The sequence below is a fragment of the Plantibacter auratus genome (genome assembly GCF_050587365.1).
Taxonomy (GTDB): domain Bacteria; phylum Actinomycetota; class Actinomycetes; order Actinomycetales; family Microbacteriaceae; genus Plantibacter; species Plantibacter auratus.
This window is the reverse complement of sequence record NZ_JBOBFV010000004.1, coordinates 1-24286: the sequence shown is the minus strand read 5'-3', so window position 1 is coordinate 24286 and position 24286 is coordinate 1. Positions and strand designations below refer to the sequence as shown.

Below are 24286 nucleotides of genomic sequence, written 5' to 3'. Positions count from 1 at the left end.
GACGTCCTGACATCAGGACGCTTCGTACGCGCTGATCTCCTGCACCTTGTCGTTCGACGCGCTCGAGGCGTCGAACTCGTAGGTCAGCCACTCGCGCACGTTGCGGCGGGCGAGTTCGATGCCGACGACCCGCTGGCCCATGCAGAGCACTTGGGCGTCGTTCGAGAGCACCCCGCGTTCGACGGAGAAGCCGTCGTGCGCGGTGACGGCTCGGATGCCCTGGACCTTGTTGGCCGCGATCGCGACGCCGAGGCCCGTGCCGCAGATGAGCAGTGCGCGGTCGGCCTCGCCGCGGGCGACGATCTCGGCCGCGGTCACCGCGACGGTCGGGTAGTTGGTGTGGCCGTCGGCGTCGACCCCGACGTCGACCACTGAGGCGACCAGGTCGCTCGCCTCGAGGTCGCGCTTGAGGATCTCCTTGTAGTCGTAGCCGGCGTCATCGGAGCCGATGACGATTCGCCAGGTGCGGGTCATGGTGTGCCTTTCGTTGCTGGAGCGGGTGGCCCTTCGACAAGCTCAGGGACCGGGGTGTCGCTTCGGTGGATCGGACGTTCAGTGCTCGGCGAGGAGGGTGCCGACGCGCTCGACGATGAGGGCGAGGGAGACGGCCCCGGGGTCCTCGACGCCGACGGCCTTCGAGCCGTGCGAGCGGGCTCGGCCCATGCCGGGCATGAGACCGGCCGTGTCGTGTGCCGCAGCGGTTGCCGCCGCCGCCGCGGTGGTCCAGGCGGTGGAGAGGTCGTCGCCGGCGGTGACGCGTTCTACGAGCGTGTCGGCGAAGGGGACGAGGGCGTCGACGAGCGTCTTGTCGCCGACGGAGGCCCTGCCGTAGCGCATGACGGCGTCCTTCGCTGCGGTCACGCCCTCGCTCACGGCGGTGGCGGTCGGGCGTTCGGCGTCGCCGAGGCGCTCGCCGAGCGTGCGGAGCATGACGCCCCACAGAGCGCCCGAGGTGCCACCGGCGCGGTCGGACCAGGCGTCGCCCGAGCGGTCGAGCAGCGTCGCGACGCCGGCACCGGCCTCACGCAGGCGCTTGGCCTCGGCGGCGGCAGCGGTCGCCCCGCGGTCCATGCCGATGCCGTGGTCGCCGTCGCCGACGATGGCGTCGAGGCGTCCCAGCTCGTCCGCGTGCTCCGCGAGGAGCTCCTGGATCGCGGAGATCGCGTCGGCCACGACGGCTGCCGACTCCTGCGACTCGGGCGAGGCGTCCGGCACGACGAAGGCGACGTCCTCGGTGTCGTCGGCGGCGACGGTCTCGAGTGCGCCGGAGTCGACGGCGCCCGTGCGGAACGCGGGCGTGTCCGCGGCAGCGCTCCACAGTCGCTCCAGCTCCTCGTCCACCCAGAGCAGGGTGAGTGAGACGCCGGCCATGTCGAAGCTCGTGCAGAACTCACCGACCTGCGGGTCGACGAGGGTGATCCCGGCGTCCTCCAGCAGGGAGGCGATGCGGTCGTAGACGACGAACAGTTCCTCCGACTTCACGGAGCCGAGGCCGTTGAGGATCGGGACGACGCGTGCGCCGTTCGGCGTGACGCCCTCCGGGATCTCGGCCTCGTTCAGGAGGTGGTGCACGAACAGCTCCGCCAGTCCGTCCGCGGAGGGGATGTCGGTCTCGTCGATACCGGGCTCGCCGTGGATACCGAGCCCGACGGCCATGCGTCCCTCCGGCACGGAGAACAACGGTTCGTCGGCACCGGGCAGCGTGCACCCGGAGAACGCGACGCCCATCGAACGGGTCCGGGTGTTGGCCAGGATCGCCACGCGCTCGACGTCGTCGATGGAGTACCCACCAGAGGCCGCGCCGCCCGCGACCTTGAAGACGGTGAGGTCGCCCGCGATCCCGCGCCGCTTCTCGAGCTCGGTGGGCGGGGCGCTGAAGATGTCGTCAGTCACGGTGACCGTGCGGCAGTCGATGCCGTCGGCCCGCACGGCGTCCTGGGCGGCGGTGAAGTGCAACACGTCGCCGGCGTAGTTGCCGTAGCTGAGGAGGACGCCCCGACCCTGTTCGCTCGCGCGGACGACGCTCTCCACCTGGTGTGCGGACGGCGACGCGAAGAGGTTGCCCATGGCCGCACCGTGGGCGAGTCCCGGGCCGACGAGGCCGGCGAAGGCAGGGTAGTGACCGGATCCGCCACCGATCACGAGGGCGACCTCCGGTTCCGCGGACTTCGTGGAGCGCGACACCCCGCCGGAGACCTTGCGTACCCAGCGTCCGTTGGCTCGGACGAAGCCGTCCACCATCTCATCCGCGAAGTCGGCCGGTCGGTTCCAGAGCCTGGTCATCTGCATCTCCTCGTCATCGAGTCCGTCGATCCGGCGTAAGCCGGCACATCACAATAATCCTATAGGATATTGGAACCGACCGGAACCCTGGGCTGCGCACAACTCAGGAGGCCGCAGGCAAGTCGGCGCCGTCGGGCGGCAGCCGGAGACGACGCGCCGGGGGCACCTGAGTTGTGAACGTGTGACACGAGGGACGCACGTCGCCGGCGTCCCGACGGCTGAACCTGCCGAGGCTGGAGTGGGGGAGACTCAGCCCCGGCAGGTTCGGCGATCGGGACGCCGGCGATCAGGGGCGCGTGACGGTGGACCCCGTGTGCGTGGCTTCGACGCGTTCTGCACGACGTGCGGCGAGGAGTGAGGGCGTGATCGCGAAGGTGATGCTCGACGACCGGCGCGGCGCGGTCGCCCGCAGGAAGCCGAGCCGCTCGGCGAGGGCGATGGACCTGGTGTTCTCCGGCTCGATGACGGCTGTGACGGTCTTCGCCCCGAGCTCGCGGAAGGCCAGGTCGATCATCGCCTCCGAAGCCTCGCTCGCGAGACCGCGTCCACCGACGGCGGGGTCGAGGACCCATCCGATCTCGACCGAGCGCTCAGCGGGCTGGACGTCGCGGAGGTGCAGGGAGACGTCTCCGACGAGCTGCCCGTCGTGCTCGACGGCCAAGGCGAGGAAGTCGCCCGACTGCCAGAGGCGGTGGTGCCCGACGCGGTGCCGCAGGTGCTCACGGGACGCCTCGCGGTCGCGGACCGGCCACGGCAGGTGCTCGACGACCGCCGGTGTGGACTGGATGCGGTACCAGGCCTCGGCGTCCTCCAACCGGTGGCGACGCAGGACGAGACGGTCGGTGCTGATCGGGTGCGCGTCGACGGGAGCCTCGATCCGCGGCCCGCGGAGGAATCGAGGACGTGAGACACCTGCCGGGAACAGGGGACGCAGAGCACGGACGGCGGCGGCGAGGCCGCTCCGGATCCGGTCCGCAGGCTCGGCCGTCGCTCCGGCCGTCCGACGACGGCGGGGGGCGAACGACGTGCCCAGGGGCTCTGCTCGGGTCATGCCCTCCACGGTAGGCACCGCACCCATGGGCTCGGCCTGAAAAGATATGAGGCCTCTATGAATCGCCCGTCGCTCCCCGCGCCTCGCAGCTCGACGACGGATAATCGACCCATGCCCTCCGACCTGCCAACGCAGATCGTCGACTCGGGGCGCCGCCGGGCGGTCCTCGCCAAGCTACCGCGGATGTACCGGGCCGACGGTTCACCCATCCGCGTCCTCCTCGTCGACGACGAAGCGGTCCTGACCGACCTCGTGAGCCTGGCCCTCGGCTACGAGGGGTGGGTCGTGGACGTCGCCACCAACGGTCGCGAGGCCGTCCAGCGCTACCGCACGGAACGTCCGGACGTCGTGGTCCTCGACATCATGCTGCCCGACATGGACGGGCTGAGCGTCCTGCGCCAGCTCCGCAGCTTCTCGCAGGGGGAGCCGGAATCGGGCACCCCGACCCTGTTCCTCACCGCTCGCGACTCGGTGGACGACCGCATCATGGGACTCACCGCCGGCGGCGACGACTACATGACGAAGCCGTTCTCGCTGGAGGAGCTCGTGGCCCGTCTCCGCGGTCTCCTCCGCCGCACCGCGCACGTCGTGTCCGACGACGACTCCCGCATCACGATCGGCGGGCTCTTCCTCGACGAGCGCAGCTACGAGGTCAGTCGCGACGGCGAGCCGGTGGCGCTCACCACGACCGAGTTCGAACTGCTGCGCTACTTCATGCGCAATCCGAAGCGCGTGCTGAGTCGTGCCCAGATCCTCGACCGCGTGTGGAACTACGACTTCGCCGGCAAGGCCAGCATCGTCGACCTCTACGTCTCCTACCTCCGCAAGAAGATCGACGCCGACCGTGCGCCGATGATCCACACCGTCCGCGGTGTCGGATACGTGCTGCGGCCGGTCGAATGAGCACCGCATCGGTTCCGACTGCGGGCGTGCCGACGCCTCGGGTGAACCGGCGGCACCCGTGGACGCTCCAGCGACGGCTGGTGACGGGCATCGCTGCGGTCATCGCAGCGGTCCTCGCGGTGTCGGGCATCCTGACGATCGTCACGGTCGAAGGGTCGGTCACCGCCGTCGTCGACACCCAGCTCACCGGATCGATGGAGGCCTTCGAGCACTCCGTGGTGAAGTTCCACGATCAGCAGGCCGGTGGGGGAGCCGTGGTCGACCCCGATGCCACGCGCGGCGAGCCCGGCTACGTCAAGCCGTTCGTGGACTACGTCGGCCATGGTCCCGGCACGCTCATCGCGCTCGTCGCGGACGGTGGGGTCGTCGACTCCGCGCGCTTCACCCAGTCCAACGCGACAGCGCTCGACGTGCGGACGAAGGCGCTCATCGAGGAGGCCGTCGCGGCCGACAGCTCCGAGCGACAGAACATCGAGCTGGGGTCGCTCGGCGGATACCGACTCGAGTTCCTCGACCACGGCGACGGCGAGACCCTCGTGGCCGGCGTCTCGCTCGCCACCCCGCGGGCAGCCGTCCAGCAGGAGGCGATCGTCATCGCGATCCTCGCCGTGCTCGCGCTCGCGGTCACCATCGTCGGGGCGATCATCGTCGTTCGCCTCGGGCTCCGACCGTTGTCGCGCGTGGCCGCCGCCGCCGAGGAGGTGTCCACGCTGCAACTCGAGCGTGGCGACACCGGGATCGACGTGCGGGTCGATCAGGCCGACACCGATCCCCGGACGGAGATCGGCAAGGTCGGCGAGGCGCTCAACGGCCTCATCGACCACGTCGACCGCGCACTCGCCGTCCGTGCCGCGACCGACAAGCGCATGCGTCGGTTCGTCACCGATGCGAGCCACGAACTCCGGACGCCGCTCGCCGCGATCCAGGGCTACGCCGAGCTCACCCGTCAGGACAGCGAGAACCTCCCGCCCATGACGGAGCACGCGCTCGCCCGCATCGAGTCGGAGGCGACCCGGATGAGTTCGCTCGTCAGTGAGTTGCTCCTGTTGGCGCGTCTCGACGAGGGCCAGGACCTGCACCTCGACGACGTCGACCTGAGCGACCTCGTCGCCGCCGCCGTGAGCGACGCGGCCGTCTCGGCACCGGCGCACCACTGGTCGGTCGACGTGCCGGAGCGCGCGATCATCGTGCGCGGCGACCGCGAGCGCCTCCACCAGCTCGTCGTGAACCTGCTGTCGAACGCCGCCGTGCACACCCCTGCCGGCACCTCCGTGGTCACCCGCATCAGCGCACCGAAGAGTCCCGGCGAGCCGCAGCGCGCCGCGCTGACGATCGCCGACGACGGACCCGGCATCGACGAGGCCTTCCTTCCCGAGCTCTTCGACCGCTTCGCCCGGGCCGACTCGTCGCGCTCGCGTGCCGCCGGCAGCACGGGTCTCGGGCTGGCGATCGCGCTGTCCATCGCCGAGGGCCACGAAGGCTCGATCGAGGTCGCCTCGTCGTCCGCCGGCACCACGTTCACCGTGACGCTGCCGTGGTCGGGCCCGTCCGAGGAGCACCCCGCGGTCCGGCCGGCGGCCGACGCCACCGGGACGCGACCGGAGGCGGTCACCTCGTCGCGAGGCTGACGGCCCGTCCTGTCGTCGAGCCGCACCCGGTGACCGAGCCGCACCGGGTCACCGCGTGCCGCCCGGTCACCGAGCGCCACCCGGTCACCGAGCGCCACCCGGTCACCGAGCTTGTCGAGGTGCCCTTCGACAGGCTCAGGGACCGGACGGGGTGGCTCAGGGACCGGAGCCGACGGGGCGACCCAGGGACCTGTCGAGGTGCCCTTCGTCAGGCTCAGGGGCCGAGCTCAGGGGGCCGACCGGCGGAGCGCGATGAGCTGCTCCGCCGAGTGCGCGAGGTGCGCTCGGAGCTCCGCCTCGCCCTGGTCGCCGCTGAGCGCGTGGACGAGGCGATCGTGCTGGTCGATGAGTTCCTCGGGTGGGAGGACGCTCCGGAGCTGCACCATGAACAGGCCGAGCTCGGCGAGCAGTCCAGCGTGCGCCTCGCTCAGTCGGGGGCTCCGGGCCGCGGCGACGATCGCGTGGTGCAGCTCGGCGTGCGCGACCTCGATGGCACGGTGATCGCAGGGTCGTTCGATGCAGATGCGTCGGAGGCTGTCGTTCGCCGCCATGATCGAGGCCGGTGGGCGCGACGACGGGTCCGGACGTGTTCGCAGCAGCCGGACCGCCTCGGCCTCGATCGCTGTCCGATACTCCATGAGGGCGAGCACGTCGGCATCGCTGAACGACCGCACCCGGGCACCGCGGTAGGCCTCGAACGTGACCAGGCGCTCCGCCGCGAGCGCCTGGAGCGCCGCTCGGACGGTGTGCCGGTTGACGCCGAACCGGGCGGTGAGGGCGGTCTCCCGCAACGGCTCGTCCGCGCCGAGCCGTCCGTCGAGGATGTCGTCCCGCAGCGCGTCCGCGACGGCGTCGACCGCGGTCATCGGGCGACCTCGCGACGGTCGGTGCGCGTCGGCACGACGAGGATCGCGAGTCCGATCACGAGCAGCGCGCCGCCGAGGACGGTCGACGGCCCGAAGGACTCGCCGAGGAGCAGGATGCCGAGGAGCGTCGCCGTCAGCGGTTCGAAGAGCGTGAGCGTCGCGACCCGGGACGCGGGCAGCCCGCCGAGTGCGTAGCCGAACAGCAGGTACCCCGCCACCGTGTTCACGAGCGCGAGCCACGCGACCGCGAGGGCGCCGGGTGCGGTGAGGATCCAGGCGGTCTCGGTGGTGAGGAGGATCGGCACCGAGACGAGCGCCGCTCCGCCGAAAAGCGCCGCCATGGTGCCGAGCGGCGTCCACCCGTGCTCGATGAGTGCCTTGCTGCAGAGCGTGTACAGGGCGTAAGACGCTCCGGCGCCGACGGACGCGAGCAGCCCGTCCACCGAGACGGTCCCGGTCCCGCCGCCCGTCACCCCGGACAGGACGGCGACACCGGCTGCGGCGACGATCGTGGCCAGGAACCAGCGGTAGCTCGGGCGTCGGCGGTGGATCGCCCATTCGAGGAGGCCGGTGATCGCGGGTGCGGAGCCGAGCGCCGTGAGGGTCCCGATCGCGACACCGTTGCGTTCCACGCCAAGGAAGAAGAACGGCTGGTACGCGGTGACGCCGATCGTGCCGAGGACGACGGCGACGACCAAGGCGGCCCTCCCGAGTTCCGCCGCGCGGGTCCGTGGCGGCCGCGTTGACCCCGAGCGACGGGCGAAGGCCGCCCACACGAGGCCGAGGAGCGCTCCACCGAAGACGATGCGAGCGGCGCCGAACGCGACCGAGCCCACCTCGATCGGCAGGAGCGCGTGAGCGGTCCCGGTCGTCCCGAAGCACACGGCGGCGAGGATCGCGGCGGCGACGGGCAGGCGCCCGGCGGCGGTGTTGTCGGCGGTCGACGGGGTCTCCGTCGGCGAACGAGTCATGGGGACAGCTTGCCGCAGGATTGTGTAACAATCAACGGCTGGCCGAGATGTCCGGGGGACACGCCACGACGCCCGTCCGCTCGAGGAGCGGACGGGCGTCGGGTGGGAGACCGAGTCAGCCGGCGTAGCCGCTGCTGATCACCGACACCCCGAGCAGCAGGGCTGCACCGGCGGCGACGATCAGGGCGAGCGCCAGCATGGTGCCGGAGATGATGACGGCGGCGAGGGCGAAGCCCTTCGACTTCGGCTTGCGGGCGAGCGCGATGATGCCGAGCACGAGCGAGGCGATCGGCAGGAGCACGAACGACGGCGCGACGACCGCGGCGATCGACAGGGCGAACGCGATGATCGACAGCGTCTGGGTCGAGCTCTCGCGGTCGGCGGCCGTCGGGGCAGATACGGGTGCGAGGGGCACGGGGGTCGTCGGCTGTGTCGGGGCGACCTCCTGCGCGCGCGTGGCCTGGGTGAGGGGCTCGGGGCCGAACGCTTCGGTCGGGGCGTCTGCCAGGGTCACGTCCTCGGCGGGCGAGATCGTGGTGGACTCGGTGGTGGCTGAGGCGGACATGAGGTGGGGTTCCTTCCTCCGCGGTGGCGGAGCTTCCTCCGCGAGGTGCGGAGCTGATCGGTTGATGGTTCCAGCCTCCTCGGATCGCCGCCGGGGCGCGTCGCCCGCGCGCCCGATCCCCCGTCCTCCCGCGGGATGATCCTGCGCGTCCGGTCCATGGGTCTGCGGTGCCGCCGCCGTCGATACCACCGTTTCGGCTGAGCCTCGGAAAAGGGACACCGGGCTTCCGCGGGCGACCGATGTGTGTTTATCCTGACGCCCATGACCCGCCGCATCGGAGCCGCTGTGCTCGCCCTGCTCGGAGCCTCCGCGCTCGCCCTCACCGCAGCCGTCCCGGCGGCCTCCGCCGCGACCACCTCGAGCTGGGCGACGTGGTCCGAGCTCTCCGGTGCATCGGGGTCGTACCAGGGCACGATGACCCTGGCCGGGCAGCCGGCCCTGACCGCCGCGCTCACGAGCGACTCGCTCGGCGGCGTGGGTGTCGTCTCCGGTGCAACGACCTGGCTGGCGGCGTCGACCCCGGTCGGCGCCAAGTACGGGAGCAGCCGTGATCGGCCGTACCTGAACCTCAAGCCCAAGGCGAACAACGCGGCGTCGCCCTCGACAACCACCTACTCCTTCGCGACACCCACGCCTCCGTCCGGTTGGACGTTCGTCCTCGGCGACATCGACGCCGACCAGGTCACCGTTACGGCGATCGGCCCCGACGGCACGGCGCTCACCCCCGACGAGCTCGGGTTCAACGGTGGCTTCAACTACTGCGCTCCCGGTCTGGTCGGCAAGCCGTCCTGCACCGGTTCCGCGACGGACGTACCCACCTGGGACCCGGCGACGCAGGTGCTGCGCGGCAACGACGCCGCCCAGGACACCGTCGGTGCAGCGGGGTGGTTCGAGCCCTCCGCCCCGATCTCCAGCCTCACCTTCTCCTTCCAGCAGCGCCTGGGTTCTCCCGTGTACCAGGCCTGGTTCGCGTCGCTCGCACGTGACGTGACCGGCACGGTGACCGACCAGACCACGGGCCCGCTGGACGGCGTCGGCGTCCGCCTCATCGACCGCGACGGTCGGGTGGTGGCGTCGACCACGACCGCCGGAGGCGGCGCCTACACGTTCGCCGGCTACTTCGCGACCGACGGCTACACCGTGCAGCTCGTCCCGCCGACCGGGAAGATCGCGGTGACCGCCTCACGAGTCGGTGCCGACCTCACGACCGGCGATGCCGTCGCGGACTTCACCGTCCGGGACATCGTGCCCGTCGCGGTGTCCGGCACCGCGCTCGACACGGACGGTGTGCCGATCGTCGGAGCCACGGTCACGATCGACGGCGCGGGCAGCGTCACCACCGACACCGACGGGAACTACCTCTTCGACACCGTGCCGGTCGGCGACCACACGGTCGTCATCACGCCGCCCGCGGGCTACGCGGTGCAGACCGCACCGGCATCGTTCACCGTGCCGGCCGGGAGCGAGACACCCATCACCGAGCAGGACTTCGTGCTCGTCGCGAACCCCAGTCTCGGTGGGGTGATCACGTCCGGCGGCGTCGGTGTGGCCGGCGTCACCGTGAGCGTCGACGGTCCGAACGGGGTCGAGAGCACCGTCACGGCCGCCGACGGTTCCTACCGCTTCCCACTCCTGCCCGCTGGCTCCTACGAGGTCTCGATCGTCGCCCCGGAGGGATACGTCGTCTCCGGAGCGGCCACCCGGGAGGAGGAGCTCGCCGGCACCGATCTCGACGCGGTCGACTTCGAACTCGCCCGCCTCGGGACCGTCATCGGCGACGTCAGGACGAACACTGACGCCCCGGTGCCCGCAGCGACGGTCACGGTGACGACGCCGGGCGGCCCGGTCGCCCTGATCACGACGGCCGAGGGCTCCTACGGGCTCGCCGACCTGGCGCCGGGCAGCTACGAGGTCACGCTGACCGTCCCGGCCGGGTATTCGGTGCCCGCGGGTGGCGCCACGACCGCCACCGTCGTCGTCGGCACGGACGGTGCGGTCCAGACGGTGCCCACCTTCGTGCTCGTCGCCGACGCCGTCCTCGGTGGGCTCACCGGAACGGTCGAGACGGACGCCGGTGCTCCGATCGCGGACGTGACCGTGACCGTCGAGACTCTGGCCGGCCCGGTCGACGTCACGACGGACGCCGACGGCACCTACGACCTCGACGGCCTCGCGCCCGGCTCCTACGACGTGTCAGTGGCGGTCCCGGCGGGCTACACCGCCGAGGGTGCCACGACGGCCACCGCGGTCGTCGCCGCAGACGGTTCCGTGGTCTCGGTACCGGCCTTCGTCCTCGTTCCCGACGCCGTCGTCCCCGTGCCGTCGGCGGACCCGAGCGACCCCGCGGTTCCGAGCAACTCGGGTCGTCTGCCGTCGACCGGTGCGGACGCGATGCCGTGGATCGTCGCTGCCGGAGCGCTCTTCGTGCTCGGTGCCGCAGGTGTCGTCACCGCGGCCGTCCTGCGTCGTCGACGCGCGAATCGGGACGAGCTGTCCGGCGAATGACCGTTTGAACGACCCCTCGGGGATGGGAGGGCGCGGCTCGTCCGTAGACTTGGGCGAGCCGCGCCCCACCCAGGAGTGCGGATCGCACTGCTGAACGGGGATCCGTGGACATCATCGGGTGGGTGAACGACGCCGCGACGGCGCTGCCCGATCCGCTGATCTGGCTCCTCGGGCTCCTGTTCTCGACCGCCGAGTCCGGCCTGTTGCTCGGCCTCGTCGTCCCCGGTGAACCGGTGGTGCTCCTCCTCGCGGCCATGCTCGACTCCGCCCCCGGTGCCCTCGTGCTGTTCCTCGCGGTCGCCCTCGGCGGGTCGCTCGGGGACCAGCTCGGCTACCTCGTCGGTCGTCGTTCCGGTGGTCGCCTCCGTGACTCGGCCATCGTCCGGCGTCTCGGCGTCGACGGCTGGGACCGCGCGGTCGAGGCGCTCGAGCGACGCGGGGCCCAGGCCGTCTTCCTCACGAGGCTCGTCCCCGTGCTCCGGTGCCTGACACCGACCGCCGCCGGGGTCGCCCGCGTGCCCTACCGGTCGTTCCTCGCGGCATCGCTGCTGGGCTCCCTCCTCTGGTCCGCCGTCTACGTCGGGGTCGGCTCCCTCGTCCGCGCCACACTCGACACGGTTCGCCAGTACCTCGGTGCCACCGGCTGGGTGCTGCTGTTCGCGCTCGTCGTGGTGGTCACGGTGGTCGCGATCGCCCGATTCCGCCGTGGTGCCGCGATCCCCGGCGACGAGGCGATGATCCCGGTGACCCTGCACGAGAAGACGCCGCTCGCGCGCCTCCGCACGCAGCTGTTCTCCGACGACGACTGGAAGAACCTGCCGAACGCGATCACGGCAGGACGCATCGTCCTGCTCCCGGTCTTCGCCGCCCTCGTGATCACCGGCTCCTACTGGGCTGCGCTCGTCGTCGGTGCGGTGGTGTTCCTGAGCGACGTCGCCGACGGGCAGATCGCGCGCCGCATGGGCACGGTCTCCGCGCTCGGCACCTGGCTCGACGGGGTCGCAGACCGGCTGACCGTGGTCGTGGTCGCCGCGTCGTTCGCCATCGCGCAGATCATCCCATTGCAGGTGTTCGTGGTCATGATCGTCCCCGACCTCCTGCTCGCGTTCGTTGCCGTCGTCGCGTTCCGAGGGACGCCCGAGGTGCCGGTGAGTATCGCCGGCAAGATCCGGACGGTGTTCCTCTTCGTCGGCTTCTTCGCGCTGCTCACCGGCCTCGCGCTCGGCGGCGGGGATCCGGCGTCGGCGCCCTACCGGGTCTTCGGCGGGGTCGGCTTCGTGGCGATCCTCCTCGGACTCCTCGGGCACTTCGTCGCGGCGACCCAGTATGCGCGACGCATGGTCGTCACCTGGCAGCGACAGGGCGTCCGCGCGGCCCGCTGACCGCCGCGCCGGCCGTCGTCGGAGCCCACCACCGGATGGCGCACGGCGTCAGCGCAGGCGGTGTCGTTTAGGCTCGGAGCATGCCAGTCGACTATCCGGACCTCGTCATCTTCGACTGCGACGGCACGCTCGTCGACACGGAACGCATCTCCGTCCGGGTGAACCTCCAGCTGCTCAACGAGGTCGGCGGCGACTACACCGAGGCCGAGGTGCGGGAGCTCTTCGTCGGCGCCTCGCTCGAGACCTACGCGATGCTCGTCGAGCAGCGCCTCGGGAAGCCGCTCGAGGCCGACTGGATCCAGCGCTGGAGCGACATGTTCCGCGGCATCTGCGAACGCGAGCTCGAGGCGGTCGACGGGGTCGTCGACGCCCTCGACGGCATCGCTGCGACCGGGGTGCCGCTGTGCGTCGCCTCGAACGGGATGCTGCACGACGTCGTCCGCAACCTCGGGCAGGTGGGCATCCACGACCGCTTCGATGGGCGCATCTTCAGCGCGACCGACGTCGCCGTCGGCAAGCCCGCACCCGACCTCTTCCTTCATGCCGCCGCCGACTTCGACACGGCCCCCGAGCGGTGCGCGGTCATCGAGGACAGCGTCGTCGGCGTCCTCGCTGCCCGCGCGGCCGGCATGACGGTCTACGCCTACGCCGGCGGCATGACGCCCGCCGAGCGCCTCATCGGCGACGGCACCCACGTCTTCGACGACATGCGCTTGCTGCCCGACCTCATCCGCGACACCTGGGCGACCTCCGCGGCGCGCTAGCCGCGCCGCACTAGCTGCGACTGCGGAGCTCGGGGAAGCCGTCCTCATCGTCAGGGACGGCCTGCGCCGCGACCGTCGGCGCCGCTTCCGGATCGGCTGACGTCGACACGTCCTGCTCCTCGGCGCGACGCCGCGTGCGTTCGCCACCGCGCTTGACGGCACGGTCGAACAGCTGTGGGCCGGTCGTCGCCAGGCGCTTCCAGGGGAGGGTGCCCTCGATCTCGATCTGCAGGGAGAAGCTCAGCAGGGTGCGGATGACGACGATGATCGCGAGGACGAGTGCGTCGGTCAGCGAGGGCGTCGACGTGACCGTCTTCACGAGGTCGGCGGCCACGAGGATCTCCAGCCCGAGCAGGATGACCGAGCCGATCGTCTCCCGCAGCATCCGGAAAGCCCGTGCGCCGTCGCGCGTGCTCCACCACAGGCGGGCCGAGAGGGTCACGGCGATCACGAAGCCCACGACCATCGCCCCGACACCGGCGACCTCGAAGACGATGGTGACCAGCTCGAAGAAGTCCATCCCTCCATCATCCTCGCCCGCCCGCTGGACCGGAAGCCGGGCCGACCCGCTAGGGTGGTCGCGAGTGACACGGGGTGCCGATCCCACGACGATCGGCTGAGAACACACCCGTCGAACCTGATCTCGTTAGTCCGAGCGAAGGGATGTCGCGAATGAGCATTCGCACACCGCAGCAGTCTGCCCACCCGTCCACCGACGAGCCGTCCGTCGACGAGTTCGCGAGCGCGTCCGGGGACCTCCTCGACCGCCTGCGCGAGCGCACGCCGCTCGTCCAATCGATCACGAACGCCGTGGTGACGAACTTCACCGCGAACGTCCTGCTCGCCGTCGGCGCCGCCCCGGCGATGACCGACATCCCGACCGAGGCCGGGCCGTTCGCCCGCATCGCCTCCGGCGTGCTCCTCAACCTCGGGACGCCGCAGGCTGAGCAGCGCGAGGCCATGGTCGAGGCCGCCACCGCCGCGAACGACGCCGGCACCCCGTGGGTGCTCGACCCCGTCGCCGTCGGCTTCCTGCCGGTGCGGACGGCGCTCGCCGCCGAACTCCTCGCCCTCCGGCCGACAATCGTGCGCGGCAACGCCAGCGAGATCATCGCGCTCGCCGGACTGGGCGCCGGCGGTCGCGGGGTCGACAGCACCGACTCTGTCGACAGTGCGATCGAGGCGGCCACCGCGATCGCCCGCACCTCGGGTGCCGTCGTCGCGATCTCCGGCCCGACGGACGTCATCACCGACGGTGAGCGCATCGTCCGCTGCTCGAACGGGCATGCCTGGCTCACCCTCGTGACGGGCGGTGGCTGTGCCCTCGGCGCGGTGCTCGCCGCCTTCGCCTCACTCGACGACGACCGGCTGCTGACGACGGTCGCGGCGACCACCGCGTACACGGTCGCCGCGCAGCTGGCGGCTGCGGAGAGCCGCGGCCCCGGCTCTTTCGCTCCCGCCTTCCTCGACCACCTCCACCTCCTCGATGCCGACACCGTCCGCAGCCTGGCGGTGATCGCGTGAGCGCCTCGACCACCGCGGACCGGGTCCTCGCGGCCCGCTCGCACGCCGAGCTCGTGCGCCGCGGCATCGCCACCTACCTCGTCACGGATGCTTCGGCCAGCGGGGATCGCGGTGTCCTCGACGTCGTGCGCCGAGCCGTCGACGGCGGGGTGACCGCGGTCCAGCTGCGGGAGAAGGCCGCGTCGGCGCGAGAGCTGTTCGACCTGACCCTTCGTGCTGCGGAGGTCGTCGCCGGACGGGCGCTGCTCCTCGTCGACGACCGGGTCGATGTCTTCCTCGCCGCCCGTTCCGCCGGTGCCGTCGTCCACGGCCTCCACGTGGGTCAGAGCGATCTCCCGGTCGACGCCGTGCGTCGTATCGTGGGGCAGGCCGCCGTCGTGGGACTGACGGCGAACACCCCGGCGCACCTCGACGCGGTCGCAGCGCTGCCTCCCGGGACCGTCGACTACCTGGGCGTCGGCGTCATCCGCCCGACGACGACCAAGCCGGACCACCCGGCACCGCTCGGCGTGGAGGGGTTCGCCGCGATCGCCGCCGCGACCACGCTCCCGTGCGTCGCGATCGGCGGTGTCTCGCTGGCGGACACGGCCGAGCTCTACGCCTCGGGCGCTGCTGGTCTCGCCGTCGTCTCCGCCATCTGCGCCGCCGACGATCCGGCGGCCGCCTCCCGGGCGTTCCGCACGGCCTGGACCGAGGTCTCGGCATGAGCGCCGTGGAACAGACGAGGACGCCGACGTCGGCGAGCGTGAACCGGGTGCACGGTCGACGACCCGTCACGATCCGCGACACACCCCGGGTGCTGAGCATCGCTGGGACCGACCCGACCGGTGGTGCCGGGATCCAGGCCGACCTCAAGAGCATCGCCGCGAACGGCGGATACGGCATGGCGGTCGTCACCGCGCTCGTCGCGCAGAACACCCGGGGCGTCCGATCCGTGCACACCCCGCCCGTCGGGTTCCTCCGCGAGCAGTTGGACGCGGTCGCGGACGACGTGGTGATCGACGCGGTCAAGATCGGGATGCTGGGCGACGTCGCGATCATCGACACCGTGTCGACCTGGCTGCAGGAGACGGTGACCGGACCCGTCGTCCTCGACCCGGTGATGGTGGCGACAAGCGGCGACCGCCTCCTCCACCGCGACGCTGAGGCGGCCATGCGCGCGCTCCTGCCGCACGTCGACCTCGTGACCCCGAACCTGCCGGAGCTCGGCGTGTTGGCTGACGAACCGGTGGCGACGAGCTGGGCCGACGCACTCGCCCAGGCGGAACGGGTCTCGGCGCGGGCGGGCGTGATCGTGCTCGTGAAGGGCGGGCACCTGACGGGGATGAGCGCGTGTCCGGATGCGCTCGTCGACGTCGCCGGTGGTCTGGGCGACGACCGATCACTCGTCGAGTTCGACGGTCTTCGAGTCGACACAGGGAACACTCACGGAACCGGATGCTCCCTGTCGAGCGCGATGGCCACCCTCGTCGCCCGGTCGGGGACGTGGACCGAGGCACTGGGCGAGGCGAAGTCCTGGCTCACGTCGAGCCTCCGGCACGCGGACGCGCTCGCGGTCGGCTCGGGCAACGGCCCGATCAGCCACTTCGCCGAGCTCTGGGCGTCGGCCGGGATGACCTCGGGCCGCCAGGACGGTGCCGACATCCTCACGGGCTGGTGGGAGGACATCGCCGAGCTGCGGGACCGGATCGACCACCTGCCGTTCGTGACGACGCTCGCGGACGGCACCCTCGATCCAGCCCGGTTCGCCTGGTACCTGCAGCAGGACGCGATCTACCTGCGGGCCTATTCGCGGGTCCTTGCGCGAGCGAGTGCACTGGCGCCGACGGCCGAGGAACAGGTGTTCTGGGCGACCGGCGCGGCGGGCTCCATCGAGGCCGAGATGGAGCTGCATCGCACCTGGCTCAGCACGTATGCCGTCGGCGGTATGGATGTGGAGCCGTCGGCGACGACCACGGCCTACCTCGACCACCTGCACGCGGCGACCGTCGACGGCGACTACGGTCGGGTGGTCGCCGCCGTGTTGCCCTGCTACTGGATCTATCAGGATCTCGGCGAGCGGCTCGTCGGCGCATCGCACGCGGAGCATCCGTTCGCGGCGTGGCTCGACACGTACGCCGACCCCGCATTCGCGACGGCGAACGCCCGGGCGATCGAGATCGTCGCCGGGGCGGCAGCTCGTGCGGACGAGGCCGGCCGGGAGACGATGCGACGGGCGTTCCTGGCCTCGGCCGCGCACGAGGAGGCGTTCTTCGCCGAGCCGATACGATGAAGGCCGGATCCGCCGCCGCGGTCCCGGACCAGCCGACTTCGCGTCTCTACTCGGGGGCAGCAGGCTGTCATTTCCGAGGGACAGCCCCCCCCCAGCCCCTGTTACCACTTCCAGGTGATGCTGTCCGTGGTGAGCCGCTGGAACAGATCATTTCAGTCGTGAGTACGGGGCCCCCGCAACCGCGGAAAGCTCCGTGCCGGTTGATGTCGAGTACTTCACTTCTCGAGCTTCGAAACGGATAGCGTGAAGTCCGTCGGACTGACCGAGGCGTCCGCCACCCATGAGGGACTCGTCTGCAGGCCCACGGAAGACAGTACGTGGGAAAGCAAGGCTTGGAGCTGACCCTTCTCGGACGGAGGATGGAACGAGTATGAATCCGCAGCCAGTATCACGTCGGGACCGTCAGCGAGGACTTCCAGATCCCAGCTCTCAGTCATGCCGTCGCTGACTATGAGAACGGCCCGAAGGTGCGTTGCGAGCTCTCGATCACGGTCGTCGAGAAGTGTGATGGGTTTCGGCATTCGTGTTCTCCCGTCTCGTATGTGAAACTCTAGTTCCCCCGGGCTCCGTGTCGCTGGTTGGTTTCGAGATCCTCGCCGCGGACGCAGCTCGTGCGGACGAGGCCGGCCGGGAGACGATGCGACGGGCGTTCCTGGCCTCGGCCGCGCACGAGGAGGCCTTCTTCGCCGAGCCGATACGATGAAGGCCGGATCCGCCGCCGCGGTCCCGGACCACGACGAGAGGCCCCTGATGCTGACGTGCAATGAGTACTTCGACGGCAACGTGAAGTCGATCGGCTTCACCACGAACGAGCCCGGTGCGGAGTCGGCCAGCGTCGGAGTGATGGAGCCGGGGGAGTACACCTTCACCACGGGCAAGGCCGAGGAGATGTCCGTGATCTCCGGCAAGCTCCGCGTGCTGCTGCCGAACACGAGTGCGTGGCAGGACTTCGGGCCCGACGCGCAGTTCAGTGTTCCGGGGAGCAGCAGCTTCCAGGTCGAGGTCGAGGTCACCACGGCGTACCTCTGCCGCTACCTCAACATCTGAGCGCCCTTCGACAGGCTCAGGGACCGGGGTGGGTGCGCCCTTCGGCGGGCTCAGGGACCGGTTGGAGAGCGCCCTTCGACAGGCTCAGGGACCGGTTGGAGCGTCCCCGGCTCAGGACCGGTCGACGACCTCGAGCGTGAGGACGACGGTCGAATCGTCGGAGCTGTTCGTCAGCGTCACCGTCGTGCTCCCGACCTCGAGCGGCTGCAGACCGGGGTTGAACGACGCGCCGCCGCGGGATCCACCCGGCACGTACTCCGCGATCGACGGATCCTCGACCTCCGCGGACCACACGGTCGGATCGACGGCGACGAGGTCCACCACGTTGTCGAGGCCGACGGTCACGGTGCGGCCGTCCTGATCGACGAGCTGCACGATGACGGGTGCGATCACGCCGGCCTCGCTCGCGGAGCTCTGACCGGAGGGCGAGTCCGCGCCACTGGTGCAGGCACTCGTGCCGAGCACGGCGCCGACGATCGCGATCACGGTCAGCCCACGGGTCGCACGGCGCATGGCGGTCCTCTCTCGACGTGACCTCACCCTACCGCCGGGCGACGGTGGACCTCAGGACCGCAGGGCCAGCGCGTCGGCGGCGGCGCTGAGCCGACCGTCCTCCATGACGAGCACCTGGTCCATGCGGTCGAGGTGGCTCCGATCGTGGGTGACCAGCAGCGTCGCGGCGCCCGAGGTCGCCGTGAGTTCGAGGATGAGCTCGATGATCGCGGACCCGCGCTCGTGGTCGAGCGCACTGGTCGGCTCATCCACGACGAGGGCGTCGGGCTCGTTCATGAGGGCGCGCGCGATGTTCACCCGCTGCCGCTGACCGCCGGAGAGCTGATGCGGCCGCTTGCCCGCCTGGTCGGCGAGCCCGACGGCGGCGAGCAGCATCGCGGCCCGCTCGCGGATGCGCGTCCGGTCGGCCCGCGACGCGCGGCCACCGAGCGTCCCGAGGACGCACAGCTGCTCGAGGGCCGTGAGCGACGGCAGCAGGTTGGCCTGCTGGAACACGATGCCGAGCCTCGTGCGGCGGAAGTCGGTGGCCGTACGGCGGTCGAGGGAGGTGACGTCGACCCCGGCCACCTCCACGAGGCCGCTGTCGGGCCGGATGAGACCGGCCGCGACGGCGAGCACACTCGACTTCCCGGAGCCCGAGGGCCCGGTGAGCGCAGTGACGGTCCCGGCCGGGACGGTGAGGGTCGCGTGGTCGACGGCGGTGACGCGGTGGTCGCCGTCGGGGAAGGTGAGGGTGACGTCGGTGAGCGAGATCATGCGGTGACTCCGATGGTGACGAGGGTGGGTGCGAGGAAGGATGCGGGGAGGGCGTGCGCGGTCACCGGTTGCCGCCGAGCGCGGTCAGCGGGTCGGCCGAGAGGATCGACCGTAGGGCGAACGCCGCGCCGATCAGGCCGAGGGCGATCATGATCACCCCGGGCACGAGCGTCGTCAGTGGGCTGAGGACGAACGGCAGCGCCGTGCCAGCCGCGGAACCGAGTGCGGCGGTGATACCGATGCCGAGTCCGACGCCGAGGACGAGGAGGACGAGCGCCTGGCCGAGCGCATCGAGCGACAGCCGACGGGTCGTCGCGCCCAGCGCTTTGAGGATCGCCACGTCGCCCGCGCGCTGCATTGTCCACACCGTGAAGAAGGCTCCGATGACGAGCGCGGAGATCCCGAACAGCATGGCGACCATGAGGAGGAGCGATCCGATCTCGGAGCGGAACGAGCCGATCGCGAGCAGGGACGACAGGACGTCCTTCGACACCGTGCCGGTGGCCTGCTCCGCTCCCGCCACCGCATCGGCGCTCGGGTTCCCGGTGATGGCGAGCGCGGTCACCCCGTCGCCGGGGGACCCTTGCGCGGCCTGTAGCGACCGCCACTCCGACAGGCTCGTCCAGACGACCGGCGTGTGGCTGTACCACTGGTCGTCGACGACCGATCCGACCTCGAGTTCGCTGCCACCGATCGAGACGGTGTCGCCTCGGGAGACGTGGAGGGCCATCGCGGCGGCCCGACTCAGGCGGGCGGTCCCGTCGGCCGGCACCTCGGCAGCGCGACCCGCGACGGCGTCACCGCTGATCCCGAACAGCGCCACGGAGGTGCGCGCATCGTCCGTGGTCATCCGCGTCTGGCTGATGCCGAGCTCCTGGACACCGTCCACCCCGGGGACCGCAGCCCACGTGGTGGCCGCGTCCGCGTCGATCGCGGAGTCCGCGAACGTCGCCTGCTCGCCGTCGGACGGGGCCGCGAGGACGATGCTCGACGCACCCAGCCCGGTGATCGCCGAGATGTTCTGGTTCGCCAGCCCTGCGGTGAGGCCGCTGAGGAATCCGACGAGCAGGGTGATGAGGGCGACGACCGCCCCGATCAGCACGAAGCGACCGGTGGCGAAGCGCATGTCGCGCCAGGCGACGAACATGGGGACTCCTTGTCCGCCGCCCGACGGCGTCTCCGTGGTGCGGCAGGATTCCAGCCTCGCCGCGTCGCCGACGCCGGGCATCGTCGGACGGGACGGTCCTCCGGCGCGGTCAGGTGGAGGCGACGTTCCACCTTTCTGATGATTCGCGAGGACGATCCCCGCCGTACGCTGGGCGGATGAAGCACTCGGCACTCAGCCCCGTGTTCACCGGCCTGCAGCTCGGCCTCCACGGCCTCGTCACCGCACTCATCGTGCTCGTGATCGCGCGATCCGTCTCGGTCGGTGGCCAAGCGGGCCTCGCGGCGATCGTCCTCGCGGTCGTCATGCTGCTCACCTACGCCGCTGGCGCGATCCTCGGCGGTTGGGTCCGCCGTGCGGTGGCCGTCAGCGGCACCACCGATCGCGACGCTGATCCTGTCGGCGTGCGTCGAGGCCGGGTGTCCGTCCTCGTCTGGCTGGTGCTGCTCAGCGTCGAGTGGGTGGTCCTCGTGCTCCTCAGCCCGGATGCCGCCTACCTGGTCTTCCCGTTGTTCTTCCTCTATCTGCACCTCCTCCCCAGGGCCGTCGCGGTGCCCGCCGTCGTGACCGCCACCATCGCCGCGGTCGTGGCGATCGGTCTGCACGCCGGCTTCAGCGTCGGGGGAGTCGTCGGCCCGCTCGTCGGTGCGGCCGTGGCCGTCGCGATCGGACTCGGCTACGAGGCGCTGGCCCGGGAGGCGGCCGAGCGGGAGCGACTCATCGCCGAGCTCGTCGCAGCACGCGAGGAACTCGCCGAGCGCGGTCGGCAGGCGGGCAAGCTGGCGGAGCGCGAGCGCCTCGCCGCCGACCTCCACGACACGGTCGCCCAGGCCCTGTCGAGCATCCAACTGCTCCTGCACGCGGCCGAGCGCTCTGCCGTCGAGCAGCCCGGCACCGAGCAGCTGCGTTCGCACATCGGTCTGGCGCGGGACGCCGCGGCGACGGCCCTCGCCGAGACGCGCAGCCTCGTCGACGAGCTGAGCCCGCCGGCGTTGGTCGGGGCGACGATCGCGGACGCGCTCGGTCGGCTCGCCGAGACGACGACCGCCGAAAGCGGCACGCCGGTCTCCACGACGGTCACCGGCGATGCGTTCGTCCTCGGCACGCCGTTGACGACCGCGCTCCTCAGGGCCGCGCAGAGCAGTCTCGCGAACGTCGTCCGGCATGCCGGGGCGAGCCGGGCGGACGTCACCCTCACCTACCTCGACGAGGAGGTCATCCTCGACATCGACGACGACGGGGTGGGGTTCGATGCGGCGAGCGTCGCCGAGCGCACTGCGGGCGGTTCGTTCGGCATGATGTCCATGCGCCGTCGCATCACCGAACTGGGTGGCGAGGTCGAGGTGCGCAGCGCGCCGGGCGCCGGCACGACCATCACCGTGCGGTTCGCAGCACCAGGAGCGGAGGGGGACGTCCATGCATGACGAGGCGACGGTCGCCGGGGAGCCGCCGGTCATCCGGGTCGTGGTGGCGGACGACCACCCGATCGTCCGAGCCGGACTCCTCGCGGTGCTCGCGCCGATCGCCGACATTGAGGTGGTCGGGACCGCGTCGACCGCAGCCGAGGCCGTCGCCGCCGCACCCGGCGCCGACCTCGTTCTCATGGACCTGAGCTTCGGCGACGGTCCGACGGGGATCGATGCGACGAGGGAGATCTCGTCGCCGCCGGGCGGTCCGTCGGTCCTCGTGCTGACGAACTACGACTCCGACGCCGACATCCTCGGCGCGATCGAAGCCGGAGCCGCGGGGTATCTGTTGAAGGACGCCGCCCCGGAGGACCTGATCGACGGCATCCGCTCGGCGGCCGGCGGGAATTCGGTGCTCGGGCCGGCCGTGGCGACCCGGCTGGTCGCTCGGGTGAGCGCACCGCAACAGGCGCTGAGCGCGCGCGAGATCGAGGTGCTCGCGCGGGCGGCCGAGGGGCTCACCAACCTGGAGATCGCCGGGCGACTGCACGTCGGGGAGACGACCGTGAAGTCGCATCTCGCCCACATCTACACGAAGCTCGACGTGTCGAACCGCTCTGCCGCGATCGCCGCGGCCCAGCGTGCCGGTCTCTTCCGCACCCGCTGAGCACCACCCCGGTCCCTGAGCGCCACCCCGGTCCCTGAGCGTCCACCCCGGTCCCTGAGCTTGTCGAAGGGTCGACTGACTCACGGTCCGATCCACGCGGTCCCTGAGCCGAGTCCCGGTCACTGAGCCTGTCGAAGGGTCGAAGAACGACGGCCCGGAGCTACGCCCCCTTGACCTGCTCGTACGCCGCGAGCGCAGCCTGTCTCGTCTCGCCGAGGTCGACGATCGGCTCGGGGTAGTCGGGCGTGCCGAACTCGGGCACCCACCGCTTGATGTACGCGTCGTCGGCGTCGAAGCGTTCGCGCTGCCGTTCCGGGTTGAAGATCCGGAAGTAGGGCGAGGCATCGAAGCCGCTGCCGGCCACCCACTGCCAGTTGAAGGGGTTGGACGCCGGGTCGGCGTCGACGAGCGTGTCCCAGAACCAGTCCTCGCCGAGCTTCCAGTGGATGAGCAGGTTCTTGGTGAGGAACGATGCCGTCACCATTCGGATCCGGTTGTGCATGGTGCCCGTCGCCCAGAGCTCCCGCATGCCGGCGTCGACGAGCGGGATTCCGGTCCTCCCGGCGGTCCAGGCGTCGAAGGCGTCCTGGTCGACGTCCGGCCAGGGGAACCGGTCGAAGGCCTGACGCCAGTTGCGCGTCGCGAGGTCGGGGAAGGCGAAGAGGCAATGGTAGGCGAAGTCGCGCCAGCCGAGTTCTTTGAGGAAGGTGGCGCCGTCGTCGCCGAGGTGCCGGCGGCCGTCGCGGGCGGCGTGCCAGATCTGCGGCGAGCTGATCTCGCCGAACCGGAGGTGCGGGGAGAGCCCGGAGGTCGACGGCTGGGCTGGGAAGTCTCGGTCCTCCGCGTAGCCCGTGACGCCGTCGTCGAGGAACTCGGCGAGCCGCGCGTCGGCACCGGCCTCACCGGGCGTCCACTGCTCCCGGAGTCCGGCCGCCCAGTCCGGCTTCGTCGGGAGCAGGTTCCAGGAGCCGAGCTCGTCGCCCGAGGGCGGTTCGGCCATGGCGGTCAGTGCGGTCGGCGCGGGGAGGGGGTGTCTCGGCGGGTTCGCCGCGTGCCGCTGCAGCGAGGCCTTCCAGAACGGGGTGAACACCGAATACGGCTGCCCCTGTCCGGTGACGATCTCCCACGGCTCAGCGAGGAGGTTCGCGGCGAAGCTGCGAGCGTCGAGCCCGGCCTCCTTCAGCTCCGACTTGATCCCGGCGTCGATCTCCCGCTCGGCCGCGCCGTAGCGACGGTTCCACAGGACGGCGCCGGCACCGACCGAGTGGGCGAGTTCGGGCACGATGGTCGCGGCGCTCCCGGATCGGAGGAGGAGCGTGCCGCCGAGACCGCGGATGTCGTCGCCGAGCGCCTCGAGGCTGTGGTGCAACCACCAGCGGGACGCGCCGCCGAGCGATCGCAGCGCTTCGCTGTCGTCGAGGACGAACAGGCAGAGGATCGGCGCGTCGAGCTCGACCGCGGCGTGCAGCGCGGGGTTGTCGGCCAGGCGGAGGTCGTCGCGGAACCATACGATCGTCGGGGCAGCAGCCATCCCGTCAGCCTACGCGGACGATCTGTTCGCTCCGCAGGGTTGACCGGACCCGCCCGTTCCGGTCATTGAACTCTTCCGGTCACTGAGCCCGTCGAAGTGCCCGCGGGGAGGCGCCGCCCTTCGACAGGCTCAGGGACCGTGGGCGGGTTCTCCCGGTCTGGACGGGTGCCCTCGTGCTCCGCTGTCTCCTTCTCCGGTCACTGAGCTTGTCGAAGTGCCCGCGGGGAAGCCCCGCCCTTCGACAGGCTCAGGGACCGTGGATGGGTGCCCGCGTGCTCCGGTGTCTCCTCTTTCGGTCACTGTGCCATCTTCCGGTCACTGTGCCACCTCCCGGTCACTGTGCCATCCTCGGTCACTGAGCTTGTCGAAGTGCCCACGGGGAAGCCCCGCCCTTCGACAGGCTCAGGGACCGTGGATGGGTGCCCGCGTGCTCCGGTGTCTCCTCTTTCGGTCACTGTGCCATCTTCCGGTCACTGTGCCACCTCCC

General features: G+C 71.1%; 24 protein-coding genes and 1 riboswitch. Of the genes, 12 read left to right on the top strand and 12 right to left on the bottom strand.

Annotation, left to right across the window (positions count from 1 at the left end; translation table 11 throughout):
- Nucleotides 1-12: 12 nt before the first annotated feature.
- From ACQ3HE_RS15265 to ACQ3HE_RS15255, 3 genes are all read right to left on the bottom strand, one after another.
- Entirely contained in the window at nt 13-474 is a 462-nt protein-coding gene (locus tag ACQ3HE_RS15265; protein ID WP_071258616.1) for a ribose-5-phosphate isomerase, read from the bottom strand.
- Nucleotides 475-552: 78 nt separating this feature from the next.
- Entirely contained in the window at nt 553-2283 is a 1731-nt protein-coding gene (locus ACQ3HE_RS15260) for a dihydroxyacetone kinase family protein (RefSeq protein WP_430893329.1), read from the bottom strand.
- Nucleotides 2284-2569: 286 nt separating this feature from the next.
- Nucleotides 2570-3334 carry a GNAT family N-acetyltransferase gene (locus ACQ3HE_RS15255; protein ID WP_430893328.1) on the bottom strand — a complete coding sequence of 255 codons (765 nt, stop codon included), beginning with the start codon at nt 3332-3334 and terminating at the stop codon, nt 2570-2572.
- A gap of 111 nt (nt 3335-3445) precedes the next feature.
- Between ACQ3HE_RS15255 and ACQ3HE_RS15250 the strand changes: the two genes are divergently transcribed.
- Nucleotides 3446-4237 carry a response regulator transcription factor gene (locus ACQ3HE_RS15250; RefSeq protein ID WP_064295688.1) on the top strand — a complete coding sequence of 264 codons (792 nt, stop codon included), beginning with the start codon at nt 3446-3448 and terminating at the stop codon, nt 4235-4237.
- A gap of 80 nt (nt 4238-4317) precedes the next feature.
- Nucleotides 4318-5865, top strand: a complete 1548-nt coding sequence (locus ACQ3HE_RS15245; RefSeq protein ID WP_430893327.1) for a sensor histidine kinase — start codon at nt 4318-4320, stop codon at nt 5863-5865.
- Between the two features lie 227 nt (nt 5866-6092).
- Here the strand turns inward: ACQ3HE_RS15245 and ACQ3HE_RS15240 are convergent, their stop codons facing one another.
- From ACQ3HE_RS15240 to ACQ3HE_RS15230, 3 genes are all read right to left on the bottom strand, one after another.
- Nucleotides 6093-6731 carry a GntR family transcriptional regulator gene (locus ACQ3HE_RS15240; protein WP_430893326.1) on the bottom strand — a complete coding sequence of 213 codons (639 nt, stop codon included), beginning with the start codon at nt 6729-6731 and terminating at the stop codon, nt 6093-6095.
- Nucleotides 6728-7702: a DMT family transporter gene (locus tag ACQ3HE_RS15235; RefSeq protein ID WP_430893325.1), complete on the bottom strand. Its 975-nt coding sequence runs from the start codon at nt 7700-7702 to the stop codon at nt 6728-6730. The genes ACQ3HE_RS15240 and ACQ3HE_RS15235 overlap by 4 nt, the downstream gene beginning before the upstream one ends.
- Nucleotides 7703-7817: 115 nt before the next feature.
- Nucleotides 7818-8267, bottom strand: a complete 450-nt coding sequence (locus tag ACQ3HE_RS15230; protein WP_430893324.1) for a stage II sporulation protein M — start codon at nt 8265-8267, stop codon at nt 7818-7820.
- 261 nt (nt 8268-8528) lie between these two features.
- Between ACQ3HE_RS15230 and ACQ3HE_RS15225 the strand changes: the two genes are divergently transcribed.
- The 3 genes from ACQ3HE_RS15225 (at nt 8529) to ACQ3HE_RS15215 (ending at nt 12918) form a co-directional block, all read left to right on the top strand.
- Nucleotides 8529-10772: a carboxypeptidase regulatory-like domain-containing protein gene (locus tag ACQ3HE_RS15225; RefSeq protein WP_430893323.1), complete on the top strand. Its 2244-nt coding sequence runs from the start codon at nt 8529-8531 to the stop codon at nt 10770-10772.
- A 104-nt stretch (nt 10773-10876) separates the two neighbouring features.
- Nucleotides 10877-12154 (top strand): CDP-alcohol phosphatidyltransferase family protein, encoded by a 1278-nt coding sequence (locus ACQ3HE_RS15220; protein WP_430893322.1) that lies wholly within the window; start codon nt 10877-10879, stop codon nt 12152-12154.
- Between the two features lie 80 nt (nt 12155-12234).
- Nucleotides 12235-12918 (top strand): HAD family hydrolase, encoded by a 684-nt coding sequence (locus ACQ3HE_RS15215; protein ID WP_430893321.1) that lies wholly within the window; start codon nt 12235-12237, stop codon nt 12916-12918.
- 10 nt (nt 12919-12928) lie between these two features.
- On the opposite strand, the gene ACQ3HE_RS15210 is transcribed toward ACQ3HE_RS15215, so the two are convergent.
- The gene (locus ACQ3HE_RS15210; RefSeq protein WP_430893320.1) at nt 12929-13438 is read right to left on the bottom strand and encodes a DUF1622 domain-containing protein; all 510 of its coding nucleotides are present in this window, start codon (nt 13436-13438) and stop codon (nt 12929-12931) included.
- Between the two features lie 60 nt (nt 13439-13498).
- A riboswitch (TPP riboswitch) is annotated at nt 13499-13599 on the top strand.
- On the opposite strand from ACQ3HE_RS15210, the gene thiM reads away from it, so the two are divergent.
- From thiM to ACQ3HE_RS15195, 3 genes are all read left to right on the top strand, one after another.
- A complete protein-coding gene (gene thiM, locus ACQ3HE_RS15205) occupies nt 13591-14442 on the top strand; it encodes a hydroxyethylthiazole kinase (protein WP_430893319.1) in 852 nt (283 codons plus the stop codon). It overlaps the preceding riboswitch by 9 nt.
- Nucleotides 14439-15149 (top strand): thiamine phosphate synthase, encoded by a 711-nt coding sequence (gene thiE / locus ACQ3HE_RS15200; RefSeq protein WP_430893318.1) that lies wholly within the window; start codon nt 14439-14441, stop codon nt 15147-15149. The genes thiM and thiE overlap by 4 nt, the downstream gene beginning before the upstream one ends.
- Nucleotides 15146-16714, top strand: coding sequence for a bifunctional hydroxymethylpyrimidine kinase/phosphomethylpyrimidine kinase (locus ACQ3HE_RS15195; RefSeq protein ID WP_430893317.1), 1569 nt, complete (start codon nt 15146-15148; stop codon nt 16712-16714). Before thiE ends, ACQ3HE_RS15195 begins: the two co-directional genes overlap by 4 nt.
- Before the next feature lie 215 nt (nt 16715-16929).
- Here ACQ3HE_RS15195 and ACQ3HE_RS15190 read toward each other — a convergent pair whose 3' ends face one another.
- Entirely contained in the window at nt 16930-17235 is a 306-nt protein-coding gene (locus ACQ3HE_RS15190; protein WP_430893316.1) for a hypothetical protein, read from the bottom strand.
- A 47-nt stretch (nt 17236-17282) separates the two neighbouring features.
- Here ACQ3HE_RS15190 and ACQ3HE_RS15185 point away from each other — a divergent pair, with 47 nt between their 5' ends.
- Together ACQ3HE_RS15185 and ppnP are read left to right on the top strand one after the other, a co-directional pair.
- Nucleotides 17283-17417, top strand: coding sequence for a hypothetical protein (locus ACQ3HE_RS15185; RefSeq protein ID WP_430893315.1), 135 nt, complete (start codon nt 17283-17285; stop codon nt 17415-17417).
- Nucleotides 17418-17464: 47 nt separating this feature from the next.
- Nucleotides 17465-17761 carry a pyrimidine/purine nucleoside phosphorylase gene (ppnP, locus tag ACQ3HE_RS15180; RefSeq protein ID WP_430893314.1) on the top strand — a complete coding sequence of 99 codons (297 nt, stop codon included), beginning with the start codon at nt 17465-17467 and terminating at the stop codon, nt 17759-17761.
- A 111-nt stretch (nt 17762-17872) separates the two neighbouring features.
- On the opposite strand, the gene ACQ3HE_RS15175 is transcribed toward ppnP, so the two are convergent.
- The 3 genes from ACQ3HE_RS15175 to ACQ3HE_RS15165 form a co-directional block, all read right to left on the bottom strand.
- On the bottom strand, nt 17873-18274 hold the full coding sequence (locus ACQ3HE_RS15175) for a hypothetical protein (RefSeq protein WP_430893313.1): 402 nt from the start codon (nt 18272-18274) through the stop codon (nt 17873-17875).
- Nucleotides 18275-18325: 51 nt separating this feature from the next.
- Nucleotides 18326-19030, bottom strand: coding sequence for an ABC transporter ATP-binding protein (locus ACQ3HE_RS15170; RefSeq protein WP_430893312.1), 705 nt, complete (start codon nt 19028-19030; stop codon nt 18326-18328).
- Nucleotides 19031-19091: 61 nt separating this feature from the next.
- Nucleotides 19092-20177, bottom strand: coding sequence for an ABC transporter permease (locus tag ACQ3HE_RS15165; RefSeq protein ID WP_430893311.1), 1086 nt, complete (start codon nt 20175-20177; stop codon nt 19092-19094).
- Between the two features lie 176 nt (nt 20178-20353).
- Here ACQ3HE_RS15165 and ACQ3HE_RS15160 point away from each other — a divergent pair, with 176 nt between their 5' ends.
- Nucleotides 20354-21619, top strand: coding sequence for a sensor histidine kinase (locus tag ACQ3HE_RS15160; RefSeq protein WP_430893310.1), 1266 nt, complete (start codon nt 20354-20356; stop codon nt 21617-21619).
- Entirely contained in the window at nt 21612-22268 is a 657-nt protein-coding gene (locus tag ACQ3HE_RS15155; RefSeq protein ID WP_430893309.1) for a LuxR C-terminal-related transcriptional regulator, read from the top strand. Before ACQ3HE_RS15160 ends, ACQ3HE_RS15155 begins: the two co-directional genes overlap by 8 nt.
- Before the next feature lie 160 nt (nt 22269-22428).
- Here ACQ3HE_RS15155 and ACQ3HE_RS15150 read toward each other — a convergent pair whose 3' ends face one another.
- Nucleotides 22429-23799 (bottom strand): cryptochrome/photolyase family protein, encoded by a 1371-nt coding sequence (locus ACQ3HE_RS15150; RefSeq protein WP_430893308.1) that lies wholly within the window; start codon nt 23797-23799, stop codon nt 22429-22431.
- Between the last annotated feature and the right edge of the window lie 487 nt (nt 23800-24286).

Coding starts and splice junctions, on each gene's coding strand:
- ACQ3HE_RS15265 (WP_071258616.1), bottom strand. CDS start 474: ATGACCCGCACCTGGCGAATCGTCATCGGCTCCGATGACGCCGGCTAC.
- ACQ3HE_RS15260 (WP_430893329.1), bottom strand. CDS start 2,283: ATGACCAGGCTCTGGAACCGACCGGCCGACTTCGCGGATGAGATGGTG.
- ACQ3HE_RS15255 (WP_430893328.1), bottom strand. CDS start 3,334: ATGACCCGAGCAGAGCCCCTGGGCACGTCGTTCGCCCCCCGCCGTCGT.
- ACQ3HE_RS15250 (WP_064295688.1), top strand. CDS start 3,446: ATGCCCTCCGACCTGCCAACGCAGATCGTCGACTCGGGGCGCCGCCGG.
- ACQ3HE_RS15240 (WP_430893326.1), bottom strand. CDS start 6,731: ATGACCGCGGTCGACGCCGTCGCGGACGCGCTGCGGGACGACATCCTC.
- ACQ3HE_RS15235 (WP_430893325.1), bottom strand. CDS start 7,702: ATGACTCGTTCGCCGACGGAGACCCCGTCGACCGCCGACAACACCGCC.
- ACQ3HE_RS15230 (WP_430893324.1), bottom strand. CDS start 8,267: ATGTCCGCCTCAGCCACCACCGAGTCCACCACGATCTCGCCCGCCGAG.
- ACQ3HE_RS15225 (WP_430893323.1), top strand. CDS start 8,529: ATGACCCGCCGCATCGGAGCCGCTGTGCTCGCCCTGCTCGGAGCCTCC.
- ACQ3HE_RS15215 (WP_430893321.1), top strand. CDS start 12,235: ATGCCAGTCGACTATCCGGACCTCGTCATCTTCGACTGCGACGGCACG.
- ACQ3HE_RS15210 (WP_430893320.1), bottom strand. CDS start 13,438: ATGGACTTCTTCGAGCTGGTCACCATCGTCTTCGAGGTCGCCGGTGTC.
- thiM (WP_430893319.1), top strand. CDS start 13,591: ATGAGCATTCGCACACCGCAGCAGTCTGCCCACCCGTCCACCGACGAG.
- ACQ3HE_RS15195 (WP_430893317.1), top strand. CDS start 15,146: ATGAGCGCCGTGGAACAGACGAGGACGCCGACGTCGGCGAGCGTGAAC.
- ACQ3HE_RS15190 (WP_430893316.1), bottom strand. CDS start 17,235: ATGCCGAAACCCATCACACTTCTCGACGACCGTGATCGAGAGCTCGCA.
- ppnP (WP_430893314.1), top strand. CDS start 17,465: ATGCTGACGTGCAATGAGTACTTCGACGGCAACGTGAAGTCGATCGGC.
- ACQ3HE_RS15175 (WP_430893313.1), bottom strand. CDS start 18,274: ATGCGCCGTGCGACCCGTGGGCTGACCGTGATCGCGATCGTCGGCGCC.
- ACQ3HE_RS15170 (WP_430893312.1), bottom strand. CDS start 19,030: ATGATCTCGCTCACCGACGTCACCCTCACCTTCCCCGACGGCGACCAC.
- ACQ3HE_RS15165 (WP_430893311.1), bottom strand. CDS start 20,177: ATGTTCGTCGCCTGGCGCGACATGCGCTTCGCCACCGGTCGCTTCGTG.
- ACQ3HE_RS15160 (WP_430893310.1), top strand. CDS start 20,354: ATGAAGCACTCGGCACTCAGCCCCGTGTTCACCGGCCTGCAGCTCGGC.
- ACQ3HE_RS15155 (WP_430893309.1), top strand. CDS start 21,612: ATGCATGACGAGGCGACGGTCGCCGGGGAGCCGCCGGTCATCCGGGTC.
- ACQ3HE_RS15150 (WP_430893308.1), bottom strand. CDS start 23,799: ATGGCTGCTGCCCCGACGATCGTATGGTTCCGCGACGACCTCCGCCTG.